Here is a 15,363-nt window from a genome sequence, read left to right on the forward strand (position 1 = left end):
TATCGTGTCTCATAGAAGGAGTTATTCTAGGATGGTCCATGAGCATAATCCTTTTGACCGCAGCTTCGAGAGCGTGGAGGCTTTGGCCGACATGGTCAGCGAAGTGTTGCATAATCCCGTTACGATCGAAGATGACAAGCATCGTCTGATTGCGTACAGCTCCCACGATTCGCAGGCTGATGAGGTTCGCGTGGCAACGATTATCGGTCGGCGCGTTCCCGAAAAAGTGATCAGCACCCTTTGGGAAGAAGGCGTCATGCAGCGTGTTCTTGAAAGTGAAGAACCGGTGTCGCTGTCTGCCATCCCTTCGATCGGACTGGGCGATCGTCTGGTCATCGCGATTCGCAAGCAGCGCACAATACTTGGTTTCATCTGGGTATTGGAGGAGAACAGGCCGCTTGGCGGCGACGCTGCCGATATGTTGAAGAAAGCGGCGCGTGCGGCATCGGCCAAACTGCTGCAGCTGCAATTAAAGCGGCACAAGGAGACTAAGGGGCATGAAGACTTTTTCTGGCAGCTTCTTACCGGACATTTGAAAAAGGAAAGCGATATCGCAGAAAAAAGCGCCGCGTTCGGGCTGGAACTGCCTTCCCGGTACCAGATCGTCGTGCTGGAATTCGAATCCGACATCGGCGAGAAGCAGCAGCAGATCGAATACATGCTGACCACTGCGCCGCGGCTGCGTATCGTCTTTCATACGTTGCACCATAATCGGCTCATTCTGCTGTCGGGCTTAACGAAGCATGATGGAAACAAAGAATATTTCGCCCACTTTCAATATGTGTTTGAGCAAATGCAGCAGCGTTTCGGTTTTTCCCCTTCCGGCGGGGGGAGCGGTTCCGTCTATGCCGAGTACATCATGGCAGAGCGCAGTTACCAGGAGGCGCTGTCGGTACTGAAGATCAAGCGGCGATTTCCGTGCGAAATCCGGGACGTCTACTATTATCCGGATCTAGGCTATTATCGTCTGCTCCCGGCTATGCTTGTGGAAAGCAGTATACACGCGGTCGAAAATCGATGCTTGCAGAAGCTGAGCCAGTATGATCAAGAGCATAATGGCGAATTGCAGCATACGCTGGAGGTGTTTCTTGCTTCCGACAGCAATGTTAAGAAAACAGCAGAAGCGCTGCATGTTCACATCAATACTCTTAGCTACCGGTTGAAGCGAATAGCGGAAATCGGAGAAATCGATCTCGACGATATGGATCAGAAGGTAACGGTTTTTCTTGATTTACGGATGCGGCAATTGAGCGGCGGCGAGCAAAAATGAAAAACAAAAAAGGTGCTTCAGCAAAAAAAAATGCCTTGTGAGCACCTCGCCGAGAGGCAATCAATCCGACTAGTACGTATTTAATAACTCGCGTGCATAGTCCCTGAAGGCCAGCAATTCAGCGGAGTTCCAGCTAACACCGCCGGTCCGTCTGTTTTCTTCGTCAATAGGATCATTGCAGCGATAGACCGAAAGAGCCATATTGATTAATGGTATAAATCTTTCTGAAAGATGAACAAGACCCCATTCGCCGCCTTCATCTTTGCTATATGCAACTTGCTTTTTATCAGCCAGCATCTGAAGAGTGTGGCATATATTCAGGATGCCATAGTAAGGGGATTCAACGATGTTTTCGTCTGCCAGAATCCAGTCCAAATCATCCAGTACTGCAAACATAAAGTCATCCCAGTTCACATCGCCAAATACAACATGTACAGGTTCACCATATAAGCAGCATCCGCGTTTTTTTACATACAACAAGTGCACAAATAAATCGGAATCAAATTGTTCGCCCCCATATTCAACCTCATCACCCAGTATACGGTCATGCCATGATGAGCTGTAATGCAATTCGTAGGGCATAGGGGAAGGGATCGTCTTGGCTGCTGATGCTGTAACGATACTGAACTCGATATTGCCTGTTGTCGGCCGCGTATCTGAGAAGCGGGCAATGCTGATAGCGATCTCTTTGGCTGTTTTGGCACTGAGTTTGTCAGCTGTTACTGCAATTAGATCCATGTCGCTTTTAGGAGGATAATAGCTCCCCGTCGCAAGTGAACTGTGAAGATATACGCCAACTAAATGATCAGCAAGGTGGTTTTGAAGCAGTTCGACAAAAGAGTGAATGAATCGCTTGACGCCAGGATCGCATTCAGGCCATTTTTGTGGTTTTTGCATGTTCAATCATTTCCTCCTTCAAGTCTCATGTAAATACTTCTTTCAATAAAACCAAGTGATTTCCAAAATTCATATCCAATATGATTCCAGTGCATCACTTCAATATCAATTTCTTTTGTGTTCAATCGTTCAATTAACTTTTCAAAAGCTAATTTCCCATAGCCGTTCCTTCTAAAGTTTCTACAGACGAAGAAGTGCCTTAAATATAAGGGGTGTCTAGTGTGATCTACTAAAGCATAGCCTATAATTTCACAATCTCGTCCAAATATGTAAGCCTTATAATCTGTATCAATGAAACTCCTCATTCTTTCTTTTAGCTGCTCAATATTCATTGTATTATCATGTCGCTCATCCTCAATAAGCTGCTTGTTGAGAGTAGCCAGAAGGGCCAAATCTACGTGAGAACATATTCGTATCGATAATTCACTCATATTATTCACCTCAGAATTAACAGGTTGGCGATCGCGCCCATGTAAGATGTTCCCTCTATTAAAAAGGATGTTTTCGATAAAATTGTTGCTATCTGATATATGAGAAGTGCGTAGAGACACTTTAAGGAGCAACTAATTCGACTTTTATTCGGTCAGGGTCTTCGAAAAACAGAGCATAATAATTTTCTCCGCCCGCGAAAGGATGCTTATCTTTGTAAAGCACGTTCATTCCCTTGGAACGAACCTTTACAGTCAACTCATCCACTTGTTCTCTCGAAATCGCATGGAATGCCAAATGGTTCAGTCCTACCCGACAACGATTGTATGGCACGTCCAAGTGTTTTTCTTTTACTTGAACAAACACAAGGTAGGTGTCTCCTAATTTCCAACTACGACCTTCTTCCCATTGCTGGTATGGCGTATAACCAAGCTCTGACAGAAACCACCCCCAGAACTCAGCCGAACGTTTGAGGTCTGATACGTAAATCTCGATATGATGTAGTAATCCCAAATGATTCACCCTTTCAACTCGCCATGATAATGATTCACATGTTGGATGTGGTAGATCCCTTTTTTCACGTAGCCATCTTTGCGAATGTTGATCACTTCATGGTTAATCATATGCTCCTTGACAAACGCTTTTTAGTTGGTTGCGGAATCCGTACACAAAACAACATCATCACGAAGAAGCTCTCCCATTACATCATTGATTTAAGAATTCGTCCACGTCCTGCCATTATAGAGAAAATTGCACCGTTACGGTCAAGAGCAACCACGACAGAAATTTGTTCATTACTTATTCCGCGTTTTTGGGCTTTACCGCCGCTTTTGCGGGGTTTACGATGGGCAATGCCGCCTTTTTTGCCTTTTTCAATTTCCAAGATATACGTTTCACCACTCTCTACGATGCCACTTAAAGCCGTATGACCTAATGTCGCTTCAAACAACTGCCTTTTGTCTTTCTCAGATGCGGAACAGCGCCCATTTGAACGTTTCTACCATATATTATAACAAATTATGGACAAGTTCCGCATTTAGCAACGATCTTTTAGAAAACCGCCAATAAAAATATTCGCCCTTGCCCTTATTAATCGGGCAGGGCGAATTTTAATCCGCCATTTAACAATCAACTCCGTTTCTTTTTATCAAATACAGACGAGAAGACTCCTTCGCTCAAAGCGCGAGCTTAGGTAGGAGATGAATCGTCTTCGGACAAGGGTGGCAACTTTACTATCTCAATTGTCCGACATGATTTTCAAGCAGTCCCTTCCCGATTTGAAATCGAACTGGTGTTCTGATATAATGATAGATATGTTGGATTGGAAATGAGTCTGAATACAATTACGATCGAACTTCCTTTGTATCGGCCCACATTGGTGAAACAAGCCATGTATAGAACCATGCGAGCCCACTTTTCACAAGCTAGCAATCAAGCCCTTCTATACCTACAGGAAGTCCCAGTACGTACGGCAACAGAACTGGATCGCCTGCTTCGTTCCATACCACTACCATCAACGCTTCTTCAAGAAGCAAGAAAACTAGCTGTAAGCCGGTATCAGGATTGGCGGAAGCATGCAAATACCAAGGGTTTTCCTTCCTTTCGAGCAAACATCTTGATCCTGTTTGACAATCAGAACTGGAGGCAATATTCATGCTTGGGCGTTCTATGATTTGGAATGAAAGATCACCTATAAAGCCGCTTTAGCCGAGCTAACTCTGGAAAAGGTGAATCCCTATAAAACCTCTCAGGAAAGCAGTCCATGCGGACTCATTCGGAAGAACCATCGCAGGAAAGATCAATTTCAATGCTCTTGCGGCTATCACGAGAATGCGGACGTCAATGCCGCCTTCGTCATCTCCCGCAGACCATCTCTTGTCATATAAGACAAAACGACGGCCTAAAAAGCCGTTGTGCAGGGCTAGATGCCTTGCATAAGGCACCTGACTGTGCTGAATACCTAACAGAGAAGTTCTATCCGTAGCACCAAAGACGTTCAACAGGGACGGAACTGAACCCCGGAGTTTGTTCGGGTACAGAAGCGAGCGTACGAACCTCTTCTATGATCATGGAACAAATTCCTAAGGTAACGGTAACTGAACCTGCTTCATGCTTATGAGGCGAATAAGGGGAAGGCAGGGGAGGATGTCAATATAACATGCTTTAAGCATGCTTATAGACAAGACAAAACATTGCGCATCTACAAAATATATGCTAAAGGTATTTGGGGAGTTATCTGTATAAGGCCTGGGCAAAACGATTTCGTTATCGAGGGATTCTGCGTTTTGTTGTCAACACAAATTTAGGAGATAGGCGAGAACCCTCGTGGCTTTAGTCATGAGATGAATCGCCGTTCGGCATGAGGGGTGGCTTCTGCCACCACGAAAGACGACATCCCTATGACTTAAATATTTTGTGCTATAATGGAATCCGAGTTACTTTATCGCAACAGTTAGCGAGAACACACAAGAACAGGTTCATAGATATATCCAAAACCAACAAATCAAGTAGAGAGCGAGGTGAAAATAATGCTCGCAACCGTTCATCGCGGCTTTGTGTATCGGGCTTATCCGAAAGACGAAGTCAAGAAATACTTTCTTCAATGCTTTGGCGCTGACCGAAAAATCTACAATCTCCATGTCGATTATCTCTATCGGTACATGGAACGAATCGGATATCAGATTGGCGACAAAATCGACAAAAAGGCGATCGGAATCCCGACGGTATCCCAACTTAAAAAGCAATGTCTAAGCGACGAAAATGAAATGTATTTGTATGAAGTGGATGCTTTTGCATCAAATGAAGCGAAACAGCACTTTTTCAAGGCACTTTCCAACTTTAACGAGATTGCCTCTATGAAACAGTACAAGAAGTCTGCACTGAAACGTCAGGGAACCACAGGCAAGGAATTGACATTCCGTGATTTGAAAGGTCTGCCGAAATTCCATTCCAAGAAGAATCATGATTTCAGCTACACGACATTCAATCAGAATGGCAACATCACGCTTGAAAATGGCGTTCTGACTTTGCCAACGGCACAGAAAGCCCAAATCAAGCATGTATCGGTTGAGCTGAGCATGCACAGGCCTCTGCCGGAAGACAGCGTGATTAAACATGTCACGATTTCCATGAACGCAAAAGGTCAGTTCCATGTGTCGTTGTGTGTCGCATATGGGATCGAAATACCGGACATGGTTTCTCCAACTCGCGTTCTTGGACTGGATTATTCGCAATCCGCTTTCTTTGTAGACAGTGAAGGTAAGAAAGCCAATTACCCACTGTATATGCGGAAGATGGAAAAGAAACTGGCACAGGAACAGCGTAAGCTCTCACGTATGGTGAAAGGGTCCAACCGTTGGTCGAAACAGCGTGGCGTTATTGCAAATCTGCACGTGAAGGTAGCCAATCAACGGAAAGACTGGTTACATAAGAAAGCCCATGCACTAGCGAAACACTATGACATGGTGGTGCTTGAAGACCTCGACTTGCGGAAGTTAAGCCGTAATCCCAACTTTGCGAAAAAACAACAGGATAACGACTTCGGGCATTTCCGTCTGTATCTCCAATACAAACTGGAAGAACAGGGGAAAATCCTCTTGAAAACACCGAAGACATTTGCATCCACACAAATCTGTTCGGATTGCGGAAAGAAAAATACGGCCCTTAAAGGCATTGAAAACATTGACGTCAGGGGATGGACGTGTCCGAATTGCGGGTCATGCCATGACCGCGACATCAATGCCGCGTTAAACTTGAAACAGTATGGTGAAAAGAAATTTCAACCTGCGCCTGTGGCGTAGCTAACATACTCATAGGGGTTCGCTCGGTATTCCTCTCCAGACAGTCCTATCCCGAAACGTTGATAGGTTAAATTGGCATGTCGGAGGACGTGTAAGCCAACGAAAGTTGAGCTAAGGCTGTCGATACCGAAGGCTCGCTAGAGCCTTACAAGCTCGCGACTTTAGTCATGAGTTGTTGACGATCTTTAATTCGCGGTTGGGGATAATCGATTTATGCTATAATGAGGAATATGAACGGGGTTATGCGGAAGGAGCGATGAAATGGGTAAAAATAATAACAAAGTTCGCCATCCGCATGATCGCGGCTATAAACATCTCCTGTCCAGCAAAAAAAATTTTCTTGAGCTGTTACGCTCTTTTATCAAACGCGGATGGGTCGATCAAATCGATGAAGCGCATATCATAAAAGTGGATAAACGTATATCTTGCCGGATTTCAGCGGGAAAGAAGCTGATCTGGTCTACCGGGTGAAAATAAAAGGCCGAGAAGTTATTTTTTATATTTTGATTGAACTGCAATCCACGGTTGATTCGCTTATGCCTTGGCGGCTGCTGCTCTATCAGGTGGAAATATGGCGGCAGGTTATGCGCGACACCCCTCAGGCCGAGCGGGAACGCAAAGATTTCAAACTGCCCGTTATCGTACCGCTTGTTTTGTATAATGGCAGCGATCTGTGGAACGTGCCGCTGGATTTTCGGGACATTTTGGCTGATGATGGGCTTTTCGCAGGCGAGGAATTGATGAACTTTTCATATTTTTTGCTGGATGTATGCCGTTACACACCGGAGGATTTGGAGAAGCTGTCGAACTTGATTGGGACAGTCTTTCTAATTGAGCAGCATACGCATCTGAAGGTGAATGAACTGGTGAACATGTTCAAGAAATTGGCCCCAACTATTGACGGGACGCCAGTGGAGGAGCGCCAGGTTTTTGCGGTCTGGTTTGAGCCTATACTACGGCGATTGATGAAAGAAAAGGAACAAGAAGATGAAGTGAAACAGATGGTGGCCAAAATTCAAGAGAAAGGGATGAGTATCGTGATCTCGAACTTGGAGAGGAATCTGGAATGGATTCAGGAGCAGGCAATCTTGAAAGGGCTGGAGCAAGGCCTCGAGAAAGGATTAGAGCAAGCTGCGCTCAATATGCTGCGCAAAGGAATGGATGTAGAATTAGTAATGGAAGTAACAGGTTTGCCAAAAGAAAAGGTTAAAGCGTTGAGCAAACAAATTTTATAACTCAACTTTCATTCAGGATGAAAAAGACAGGTATCCCTTGATGTAGCTAGGTAAACCCGAGAACCAGTGTTGGAGTTGCTGCTTTATTAATCTTGTGTTTTTACTTTTTTTTTGGCGGATTTGATTTGAAGGGCCGCTAACGAACCTGACAAACCTTATTCGGCTCAAAATGGGACCTTGTGGGCTGTAACGAATCTACCGATCGTTATTCACCGAAAATCGGCCGGTTCCCGACCTTTTTTTCAGTAATAGCGTGTCTCCGGTTCGTTACACGCATAGCAAGCCGATTTTTCGGCCAATAGCGTGTCTCCGGTTCGTTAGCCCTAATCGTCAGCTTAGGGAGTATGAAATGAAGGGCGTCCAGATCGCAATCCCCCCTGATGATGCCGCATAGTAGCATGGGGTAGCAACTAACTGCGTTTTAGGTAGTTAGTTGCTGGGGATTAGCAGACAATTCGCGATCTAAATGCAAAACCTGTATTTAGTTTAGCCGATTTGAACGGGATTTGTGATTTTGCAGCAAACTAAAGGGAGAAAATGCATGTAGTTCCTCGTGATTCCTGAAAGACAGGGAAACTAAATGCAAAAAATCCCTTTAGTCGTCCTATAAGAGGCTCGATTGGGCCTGTGTGCTTTTAACCAACTGAGAAGCAGATTGTGAAGGAAAGCAGTTCCTTTCGTTAAGGGGCTGTTTCTTTTTTTTAAGTGGATTTTTTGTTAGTGTTAACGAGCTTGCCAAGAAAAAGCCGCTAGTTACCCGATGGGCAGACCGAGCGGCAGCAGGCTGATCCATGTATCATGAAAATGACCGAACGAGATTGGCTCGCGGTGGCTTGCCTGGGCTAATCTATTTCCATGATATAAAATTCAATCGGGAGTGTGATGAAATGCTGAGAAGATACAGGAAAACCATAAATAAGTCGGTATCTGTATTCCCCGCCATAATAGAGCCACAAATTCAGCCGAATTTCAGGATAATAGCCCATGCGATACGATCTTAAGAGCGCAAGAGAGCTGGCTATTCGCGTATGCGTTGCTGCTGGCGCAAGTAAAGCGGCGGCAATCTCTCTAGCCGAAGCCACTGTCGCTGCGGAATGTTCCGGTAGGAGTTCAGTTGGCTTCGCTCATCTTCCTGACTATCTGGAAGGCTTTGTATACGGCCGCATCACTACTAAAGAAGAGCCAGAAATTTGTTTTCCAGCCCCCGCACTCATTCAGGTTGATGCCAGGGGTGGTATCGCCCAACTTGGTTTTGATCGCGCAATTGAGGAATTGCAAAAACGGGCAAGTACATTTGGCGTAACCGTATTGTCGTTAAATAACAGTTATACAGCCGGAGAATTAGGCTATTATGTAAGGCGTCTTGCCCATAAGGGATTGGTTGCACTTGCTGCGACCAATGGACCTGCCTTAATGGCTGCAGGCCGAAGCAGCGAGGCTGTCTATGGCACCAATCCGCTAGCATTTGCAACACCTGTCGACAATAGGGCCCCTTTGGTTATCGATCAGGCGTCCAGCGCCACGGCGTTTGTCAATTTACGGCAGGCAGCAGAACGCGGAGAGATGATACCGGAAGGCTGGGCCATTGATGAGAAAGGGCAAGGTACAATTGATGCACGGAAAGCGATCAAAGGTGCTTTACTTGCTTTCGGCGGTATGCGTGGAGCCAATATCGCACTTATGGTTGAAATTCTTGCCGCTGGTATGACGGGCGCCAATTGGTCGCTTGATGCTCCATCTTTTGAGCAAGGGAATCGTTCGCCTGGTGTAGGGCTGTTCTTGGTTGCCCTAAACCCTGAATTGCTCGCTCCAGATTTCTCGGCCCGAATGGCCTCTCAACTCGAACGATTGTCCTCCAAAGGGATTCACATCCCCGGCGGCAGTTGTTTTAAGGATGAAATAGAGCTTTCATCTTCCCTTGTTGCAACCCTTGAGGCGTATTGTCAGCAAGAATAGACCGTCATCATGGACGATAATTCGCAGCTCATCTGGCGATAAAGCATTTTCCATATTTGGAAAGGAGAAATGTTACCCAGAACACTTGTTTCTCACGCATGACTTCATTAAACTTAAAGAGAAGAGAAGTTTTGGGAAAAGCTGCTTGCAACGGGGAAAGTGCATATTTTGGTATAATAGCTTCAACTGGAACAAATCAAGAGGAGGTGAACCGCGGCGGGCGCTTAAGGCGCTTAGTTCACAAGAAGGGAGTTTTGACCGATGCAAATTTCAGATTTTTTGTATCCAAAAGAAAAAGTATCCTACATTTCTGCTGCAGCCAGTATGCAGGAGGCGATGGAAAAACTGGAGCAAACCCAATACTCGGCCATTCCTGTTATTGATGAGGAGGGGAAATACTTCGGTACGCTCTCGGAAGGAGATCTTTTATGGAAGCTGAAAAATACAGACGGATTGAACTTCCACAATCTAAATACCATTACGGTACGAGAAATAAAGCGGCGCATCCATCATGAGTGCGTTGAAGTTCATGCGTTTTTGGAGGATATGCTTCATTTGGCCGCCGATCAGAATTTCGTTCCTGTTGTAGATGAGTATCAAATTTTTATCGGACTTATCCGCCGAAAGGATATTATCGCCTACTACACCAGCAATATTACGGATTGATATAGATTGCTGCCAGCCTGTTGTCAGGGTACCGGGAGTATAATGGATTTCAAGGCTCATATAAAAAAGAATGGATTCGTTTGGAGGAAGTAATATTAATCATGGCAAAAGCTAAAGTACCGAAACGACCTACACGAGATGAATTTGTAATGGAGGAGCTCGGCAATCAGGTGACAGAAGCGTTTCATGAGAAATCAAATGTCATGCTGACGATTTGGGGATGGGAGGAACCGTTGCGCGGACAAATTGTGCATTTAGATTCCAGAACGGGCAAGGTTCATGTTCGACAGCCTGATGAGCAGATCGTTAAAGTTCCTTTTATGGACATCATGAGTCTGGATTACCCTAGAGAATAGATCGAAACTAAATATTTGTAATGCCTGCCCAGGGGTCTCATATTTTTTGCATAAAGCAGTCACATATTGCAAAAACTTTGCTCGACGTAATGTCAGAACACTTATGTCGAGGAGGTAATGGTTATTAAATCCATTATTGCAATAGTAGCGCTTTTTCTTGCCGCCGGCTGTTCCTGGATAGGCCATAACAACATGACAAAGAACAATGCCCCGACTGGCTTTACACACGCATCCTCAATTTCTACTGACGGTACCGGCAAATCCGTAACGACTAAGCCCAAATTGAAGATGAACCAAATTTTAGAAAACTCACCAAACCGTTTTAATGGGAATAACAATGCTGCTTCAACTGGCCAGAGAGCCCATTCTGCGGGGGATGAGCAGCAGGTGCTGCAGCTGGTTAACCAAGCCAGAGCGAAAGCCGGACTACAGCCTTTAAGCCTGAATAGCGGTCTTTCGCAGGCAGCGATGGCCAAGGCGCAGGATATGTACAATAACAACTACTTCGATCATCAATCTCCGACCTATGGCTCGCCGTTCGATCTGCTGAATTCCCTTGGCATTACCTACAATGCGGCCGCTGAAAATATTGCAAAAGGGCAGATGAGCGCTCCCGAAGTGATGGGGCAGTGGATGAACAGTCCGGGTCATAGCAAAAACATAATGAACAGCAGTTACAAGCAGATCGGCATCGCTCATTATAATGATGAATGGGTTCAAATTTTTACGGATTAACCAATAAAGCAGCCGTTTTTTCATGCCGCCGGCAAGAGGAAACGGCTTTATCTATATCAATGCCGAACCGTAGGTCCGCGCGGCTGGTTTTTTATACAACAAAAGGAGGGCTTGCGCCCTCCAATGTGCATCAACAAGCGTTCCAGCTTACGCTGCAGACAACTGCAAATTTACTTTTGCTCCGCCATTATCTGCCATAGTGAAGCATCTTCAAAGCCAAGTCTCCATGCAGCCACTCCGGCGAGATTATACTTTTTCGCAATCGCTACTCGAGCTTGGAGCGTTTCGGCGGTTTCTGCCCAAAATATATACGTATAACCATTTTTATAATAGCTGTATTTCATTTGTCCGGCAGCAGCATCATAGCTGCCTTTTGCACCGGTGGCTGAAATCAAGCCCGGAACATCCTTCATCAGTACAGCCCGGCTGTCAATTAGCGCCCCATTGCTGCCGATTCTCCATTCCCGTACATAGAATGGAACGCCTAGCATCAGCTTGTCTTGCGAGATGCCATAATCGAGAAATTGGCGTACGCCTTCCTCTACCCAGCCAAGCTCGCCGACAGAGCCGATTGTATCTCCGCCTTCCCAGTGCTGGTCGTAGGCCATCAGCATGACCATATCGACAATTTTCGCCAATGCGGCGTGATCGTAAGCGGTATACTGATCCCAGCTTTTCTCGCCGCGCGGCAGATCGATCGAGACAGTTAATCCTTTTTGATGAGCGGCATCTGTGAGCTCGCGTACGAAAGCTGTATATAACGAGCGGTCGCCGCCTGCTAGCAATTCGAAATCAAGATTCATGCCTTCAACGCCAAGCTCAGCCAGACGTGCCGTAAGGGAAGCAATAAAGTTCTTCTTCGCAGCAGAATCCCGCAGGAAGGCGCTTGTCATTTTGGCATCGAATTGATTATGAACGAGGGGAGTGAGCCGGATCCCCAATTTCTTCATTGATGCAACGAGTGCCGGATCGGAGTTGTCTGTCAGCGTTCCGTCAGCTGCGGCAAGCTCGAACCAGGTCGGGGAATCGATGTCCAGTCCGTTTGTCTGGGCGACTTGGGACAGTATCGTATCTGTATGCCAGATTCCGTTCCATCCAAGATAGAGGAAGTCGCTGCGGTCTGTCCATATTTTACGCCCATCGGCTGTAGTTACGACTGAACCCTTTGTTTTGGAAGCCAACGAGATCGCCTCTTTGAACGTATGATGGCGGCTGGTCGTCTTGTTTCCTTTGGCAACGATATAAAAGGGCAGATTTGTCCACCACACTGCATTGCCTTCATTAACTGTGGCATTGGCAACCGTTTTCGCCCAAACGACAGCATTGCCGATGCCGTAAAAGGAGCGGACAACTTTACCGTCCTGCTTGACGGTAAACGGAGGGACATTGGAGTAGACAGTAGCTCCAGTCACAGTGTTCACTACGGTGCCGGATTTGTCCGGTACTTTGGCGGCTGCGCGGATCGCATCCAACAAGAATGCATATTGCGTTTCGCCGCTTGGCTTTCCGTCTGCCAGTACACGATAGATTGGCGTGCCGGCCCGTTTTGCCGTTTTTTGCTCAGCGGTCATATTGTCCCATACCCATTGATTGGAGGCTAGCTCAATAATATGTACGCCGGTATAGTTTTTTGCGGCCTGCTTCGCTTCAGCCAAAGTGGCAAAAACCCAATCAGCGCGTGTATCATCGCCTTGATAAAGCCGATATTTAGGATAAGTGCCATAAATCCAGCCAGGCTGCTGCAAATCGCGAATTTGCGCGAAATCCAGCTTCGCTGCAAAAGTTTTGGCATCTGCTAGTGAGCTGAATTCCCGAACAGCCGTCGAGTAACCGCCTTGATAAACTTTGTAGCGGGGGAAGTTATCCCATACCCACACGCGCCCAGCAGTTTTTTCCACGTGGCTGTAGGCGAATCCTTTAGCATAGGCGACCGCTGCGCTCTCCGATGAAAATTCCTTTAATGCACGGTCGTACTGATAAACGCGATATTCATTGCCGGCGGCATTTGCCGATGCCGCAGTGAATGTCCCCGCGCCGGCTTGCAAGGCCAGGACGAGTATCAAGAGCAAACTCCATCTTGCTTTCATGTGCGTGCAATCACCTCTTCTTTCTTCAGCGTACCTTTAATTAGACTATAAAAGGAGCTGGAGGTTACGGTAAAAATGCCGTTCCCATAACTTACCGTTCCTAGCGGCGGGTGTATTGCTTCCATTGGCGAGTGGAGCTATAATCATGGGTATATTTGGGAAGGGTTGAAATGAGCTATGATTAAACAAGGGAAAGAAGGTCGAAACATGCAAAATTATAAGCTGCTAGTCGTCCGGCAAATCAATAAGCTGACCGAAGGAACGGAAGAAGGGGAAATATTATCGCTGCTCGAATATCCGGTGAACCGGCAGATGGGGGATATTTCTTTGCCCTGCTTCAAGTTAAGTAAAAAAATGAAAATGTCTCCCCAAGCAATTGCCGAGAACCTGCAAAGAAATCTATCATGCGACACTTTCATCGAACGTGTGGAGGCAGTATCCGGCTATCTTAATATTTTCTTGGATAAAGGGCAGTTTGCCAGCGGGGTTATACATCATGTGCTAGAGGCTGACGAACGCTTCGGCGCACAAAATATCGGACAAGGACGCACGGTCGTCATTGACTTTTCGTCACCCAATATTGCCAAGCCTTTTCATGTGGGCCATTTGAGATCGACGGTTATCGGCAATGCACTCTACCAAATTCACTCCTTTCAGGGATATAAGTGCATTGGGATCAATCATCTCGGCGATTGGGGAACACAGTTCGGCAAACTGATCGTAGCGTACCAGAACTGGGGAGATAAAGAGCAGGTCATGCAAGGCGCTATTGATGAGTTGCTTCGTCTTTATGTGAAATTTCATGAAGAAGCTGAACAGAATCCTGAATTGGAAGAACAGGCAAGAGCTTGGTTTGTGAAGCTGGAGCAGGGAGATGAGCAGGCGCTCACGCTGTGGAGGTGGTTTGTTGACATCAGTCTTGGGGAGTTCAAGCGCATTTATGAGCTTCTCGGAATTACGTTCGACTATTTCACCGGAGAAAGCTTTTATAATGATAAGATGGACAAGGTAATCAAGGAGCTTCAGCATAAAAATCTGCTTGTTGAGGACGATGGCGCCCGGATTGTCAAACTGGACGAATTCAATATGCCGCCGGCATTAATGATAAAAAAGGATGGCAGCTCGCTTTATCATACGCGCGATGTCGCTGCCGCGATCTACAGGAAAGAGACCTTCCATTTCGAAAAAGCGCTTTACGTCACAGATTATGCGCAAAATTTACATTTCCAGCAATGGTTTAAAATCATCGAACTGATGGGCTGCGAGTGGGCGTCTGAACTTATCCACGTGCCTTTTGGCCGCGTCAGCCTGGAAGGCATGAGTCTCTCGACTCGCAAAGGAAATGTAGTGAAGCTTGAGGAATTGCTTCAGCAGGCAATTGATAAAATCCAGGCTATTATTGAAGAGAAAAATGCCAATTTGGAAAACAAGGCTGAAATCGCCAGACAAGTAGGCGTTGGTGCCGTTATTTTTAATGATTTAAGCGGCAACCGCATCAAAGATGTGGTGTTTTCCTGGGAGACGGCGCTCAATTTCGAAGGCGAGACCGGGCCATACGTTCAATATACGCACGCCCGTGCTAGCAGCGTACTTAGGAAAGCCAATCAAGGACAAGCTGTCCCCTGGTCCGGTCAAGAAATGGCGATTGAGCCTGCTCTGCTGCGGGAGCGGGAAGCGCTGGAGGTCATTTGGCAGCTGTATCACTTTACCGACAAAATAGAGCTGGCGATGATGAAATTGGAGCCTTCGATTGTTAGCCGTTATTTGGTCGATCTGGCTCAAGCGTTCAACCGGTTTTACCATGATCACCCTATACTCGTTGAGGACGCTGCAGTGAGAAATGCAAGGCTTTCGCTTGTAAAGGCTGTACAAATCACGCTGCGGAACGGCCTGCGTCTCATTGGTTTACAATCGCCGGAAAGACTGTAAGCG

14 protein-coding genes and 2 pseudogenes are annotated in these 15,363 nt (G+C 46.3%); 11 read left to right on the forward strand and 5 right to left on the reverse strand.

Annotation, left to right across the window (positions count from 1 at the left end; translation table 11 throughout):
* Positions 1-31: 31 nt before the first annotated feature.
* Complete coding sequence (locus ACFQ0N_RS06720) at positions 32-1,270, forward strand: PucR family transcriptional regulator (RefSeq protein WP_379324093.1); 1,239 nt, start codon at positions 32-34, stop codon at positions 1,268-1,270.
* Positions 1,271-1,339: 69 nt separating this feature from the next.
* On the opposite strand, the gene ACFQ0N_RS06725 is transcribed toward ACFQ0N_RS06720, so the two are convergent.
* The 4 genes and pseudogenes from ACFQ0N_RS06725 to ACFQ0N_RS06740 all read right to left on the reverse strand — a co-directional run.
* Entirely contained in the window at positions 1,340-2,167 is an 828-nt protein-coding gene (locus tag ACFQ0N_RS06725) for an aminoglycoside adenylyltransferase domain-containing protein (protein WP_379324095.1), read from the reverse strand.
* A gap of 2 nt (positions 2,168-2,169) precedes the next feature.
* The gene (locus ACFQ0N_RS06730; protein WP_379324097.1) at positions 2,170-2,598 is read right to left on the reverse strand and encodes a GNAT family N-acetyltransferase; all 429 of its coding nucleotides are present in this window, start codon (positions 2,596-2,598) and stop codon (positions 2,170-2,172) included.
* A 121-nt stretch (positions 2,599-2,719) separates the two neighbouring features.
* On the reverse strand, positions 2,720-3,118 hold the full coding sequence (locus ACFQ0N_RS06735) for a VOC family protein (RefSeq protein ID WP_379324099.1): 399 nt from the start codon (positions 3,116-3,118) through the stop codon (positions 2,720-2,722).
* Between the two features lie 2 nt (positions 3,119-3,120).
* Positions 3,121-3,533 (reverse strand): annotated as a pseudogene (locus ACFQ0N_RS06740) (IS1595 family transposase); the annotation flags it as partial.
* A gap of 748 nt (positions 3,534-4,281) precedes the next feature.
* On the opposite strand from ACFQ0N_RS06740, the gene ACFQ0N_RS06745 reads away from it, so the two are divergent.
* The 9 genes and pseudogenes from ACFQ0N_RS06745 (at position 4,282) to ACFQ0N_RS06785 (ending at position 11,344) form a co-directional block, all read left to right on the forward strand.
* Positions 4,282-4,482, forward strand: a complete 201-nt coding sequence (locus ACFQ0N_RS06745; protein WP_379324307.1) for a zinc ribbon domain-containing protein — start codon at positions 4,282-4,284, stop codon at positions 4,480-4,482.
* Between the two features lie 538 nt (positions 4,483-5,020).
* Positions 5,021-5,107 (forward strand): annotated as a pseudogene (locus ACFQ0N_RS06750) (transposase); the annotation flags it as partial.
* A gap of 17 nt (positions 5,108-5,124) precedes the next feature.
* Positions 5,125-6,396 (forward strand): RNA-guided endonuclease InsQ/TnpB family protein, encoded by a 1,272-nt coding sequence (locus ACFQ0N_RS06755; protein WP_379324101.1) that lies wholly within the window; start codon positions 5,125-5,127, stop codon positions 6,394-6,396.
* Between the two features lie 261 nt (positions 6,397-6,657).
* On the forward strand, positions 6,658-6,867 hold the full coding sequence (locus ACFQ0N_RS06760; protein WP_379324103.1) for a hypothetical protein: 210 nt from the start codon (positions 6,658-6,660) through the stop codon (positions 6,865-6,867).
* On the forward strand, positions 6,822-7,631 hold the full coding sequence (locus tag ACFQ0N_RS06765; protein ID WP_379324106.1) for an Rpn family recombination-promoting nuclease/putative transposase: 810 nt from the start codon (positions 6,822-6,824) through the stop codon (positions 7,629-7,631). The genes ACFQ0N_RS06760 and ACFQ0N_RS06765 overlap by 46 nt, the downstream gene beginning before the upstream one ends.
* A 984-nt stretch (positions 7,632-8,615) precedes the next feature.
* Positions 8,616-9,587 (forward strand): Ldh family oxidoreductase, encoded by a 972-nt coding sequence (locus ACFQ0N_RS06770; protein WP_379324108.1) that lies wholly within the window; start codon positions 8,616-8,618, stop codon positions 9,585-9,587.
* A gap of 261 nt (positions 9,588-9,848) precedes the next feature.
* Complete coding sequence (locus tag ACFQ0N_RS06775; RefSeq protein WP_379324110.1) at positions 9,849-10,253, forward strand: CBS domain-containing protein; 405 nt, start codon at positions 9,849-9,851, stop codon at positions 10,251-10,253.
* A 101-nt stretch (positions 10,254-10,354) separates the two neighbouring features.
* Positions 10,355-10,609 (forward strand): YolD-like family protein, encoded by a 255-nt coding sequence (locus tag ACFQ0N_RS06780; protein ID WP_379324112.1) that lies wholly within the window; start codon positions 10,355-10,357, stop codon positions 10,607-10,609.
* 117 nt (positions 10,610-10,726) lie between these two features.
* Complete coding sequence (locus ACFQ0N_RS06785; protein ID WP_379324114.1) at positions 10,727-11,344, forward strand: CAP domain-containing protein; 618 nt, start codon at positions 10,727-10,729, stop codon at positions 11,342-11,344.
* Between the two features lie 170 nt (positions 11,345-11,514).
* Here ACFQ0N_RS06785 and ACFQ0N_RS06790 read toward each other — a convergent pair whose 3' ends face one another.
* Positions 11,515-13,431: a glycosyl hydrolase family 18 protein gene (locus ACFQ0N_RS06790; RefSeq protein ID WP_379324116.1), complete on the reverse strand. Its 1,917-nt coding sequence runs from the start codon at positions 13,429-13,431 to the stop codon at positions 11,515-11,517.
* 207 nt (positions 13,432-13,638) lie between these two features.
* On the opposite strand from ACFQ0N_RS06790, the gene argS reads away from it, so the two are divergent.
* A complete protein-coding gene (gene argS, locus ACFQ0N_RS06795) occupies positions 13,639-15,360 on the forward strand; it encodes an arginine--tRNA ligase (protein ID WP_379324118.1) in 1,722 nt (573 codons plus the stop codon).
* Positions 15,361-15,363: the final 3 nt, after the last annotated feature.

The sequence above is a fragment of the Paenibacillus sp. GCM10027626 genome, assembly GCF_042676285.1.
Lineage (GTDB): Bacteria > Bacillota > Bacilli > Paenibacillales > Paenibacillaceae > Paenibacillus_Z.

Bases quoted from the DNA above. Each gene is read 5' to 3' on its own strand.
- ACFQ0N_RS06720 (WP_379324093.1), top strand. From the start codon at position 32: ATGGTCCATGAGCATAATCCTTTTGACCGCAGCTTCGAGAGCGTGGAG.
- ACFQ0N_RS06790 (WP_379324116.1), bottom strand. From the start codon at position 13,431: ATGAAAGCAAGATGGAGTTTGCTCTTGATACTCGTCCTGGCCTTGCAA.
- ACFQ0N_RS06755 (WP_379324101.1), top strand. From the start codon at position 5,125: ATGCTCGCAACCGTTCATCGCGGCTTTGTGTATCGGGCTTATCCGAAA.
- ACFQ0N_RS06760 (WP_379324103.1), top strand. From the start codon at position 6,658: ATGGGTAAAAATAATAACAAAGTTCGCCATCCGCATGATCGCGGCTAT.
- ACFQ0N_RS06770 (WP_379324108.1), top strand. From the start codon at position 8,616: ATGCGATACGATCTTAAGAGCGCAAGAGAGCTGGCTATTCGCGTATGC.
- ACFQ0N_RS06785 (WP_379324114.1), top strand. From the start codon at position 10,727: ATGGTTATTAAATCCATTATTGCAATAGTAGCGCTTTTTCTTGCCGCC.
- ACFQ0N_RS06780 (WP_379324112.1), top strand. From the start codon at position 10,355: ATGGCAAAAGCTAAAGTACCGAAACGACCTACACGAGATGAATTTGTA.
- ACFQ0N_RS06725 (WP_379324095.1), bottom strand. From the start codon at position 2,167: ATGCAAAAACCACAAAAATGGCCTGAATGCGATCCTGGCGTCAAGCGA.
- ACFQ0N_RS06775 (WP_379324110.1), top strand. From the start codon at position 9,849: ATGCAAATTTCAGATTTTTTGTATCCAAAAGAAAAAGTATCCTACATT.
- argS (WP_379324118.1), top strand. From the start codon at position 13,639: ATGCAAAATTATAAGCTGCTAGTCGTCCGGCAAATCAATAAGCTGACC.
- ACFQ0N_RS06730 (WP_379324097.1), bottom strand. From the start codon at position 2,598: ATGAGTGAATTATCGATACGAATATGTTCTCACGTAGATTTGGCCCTT.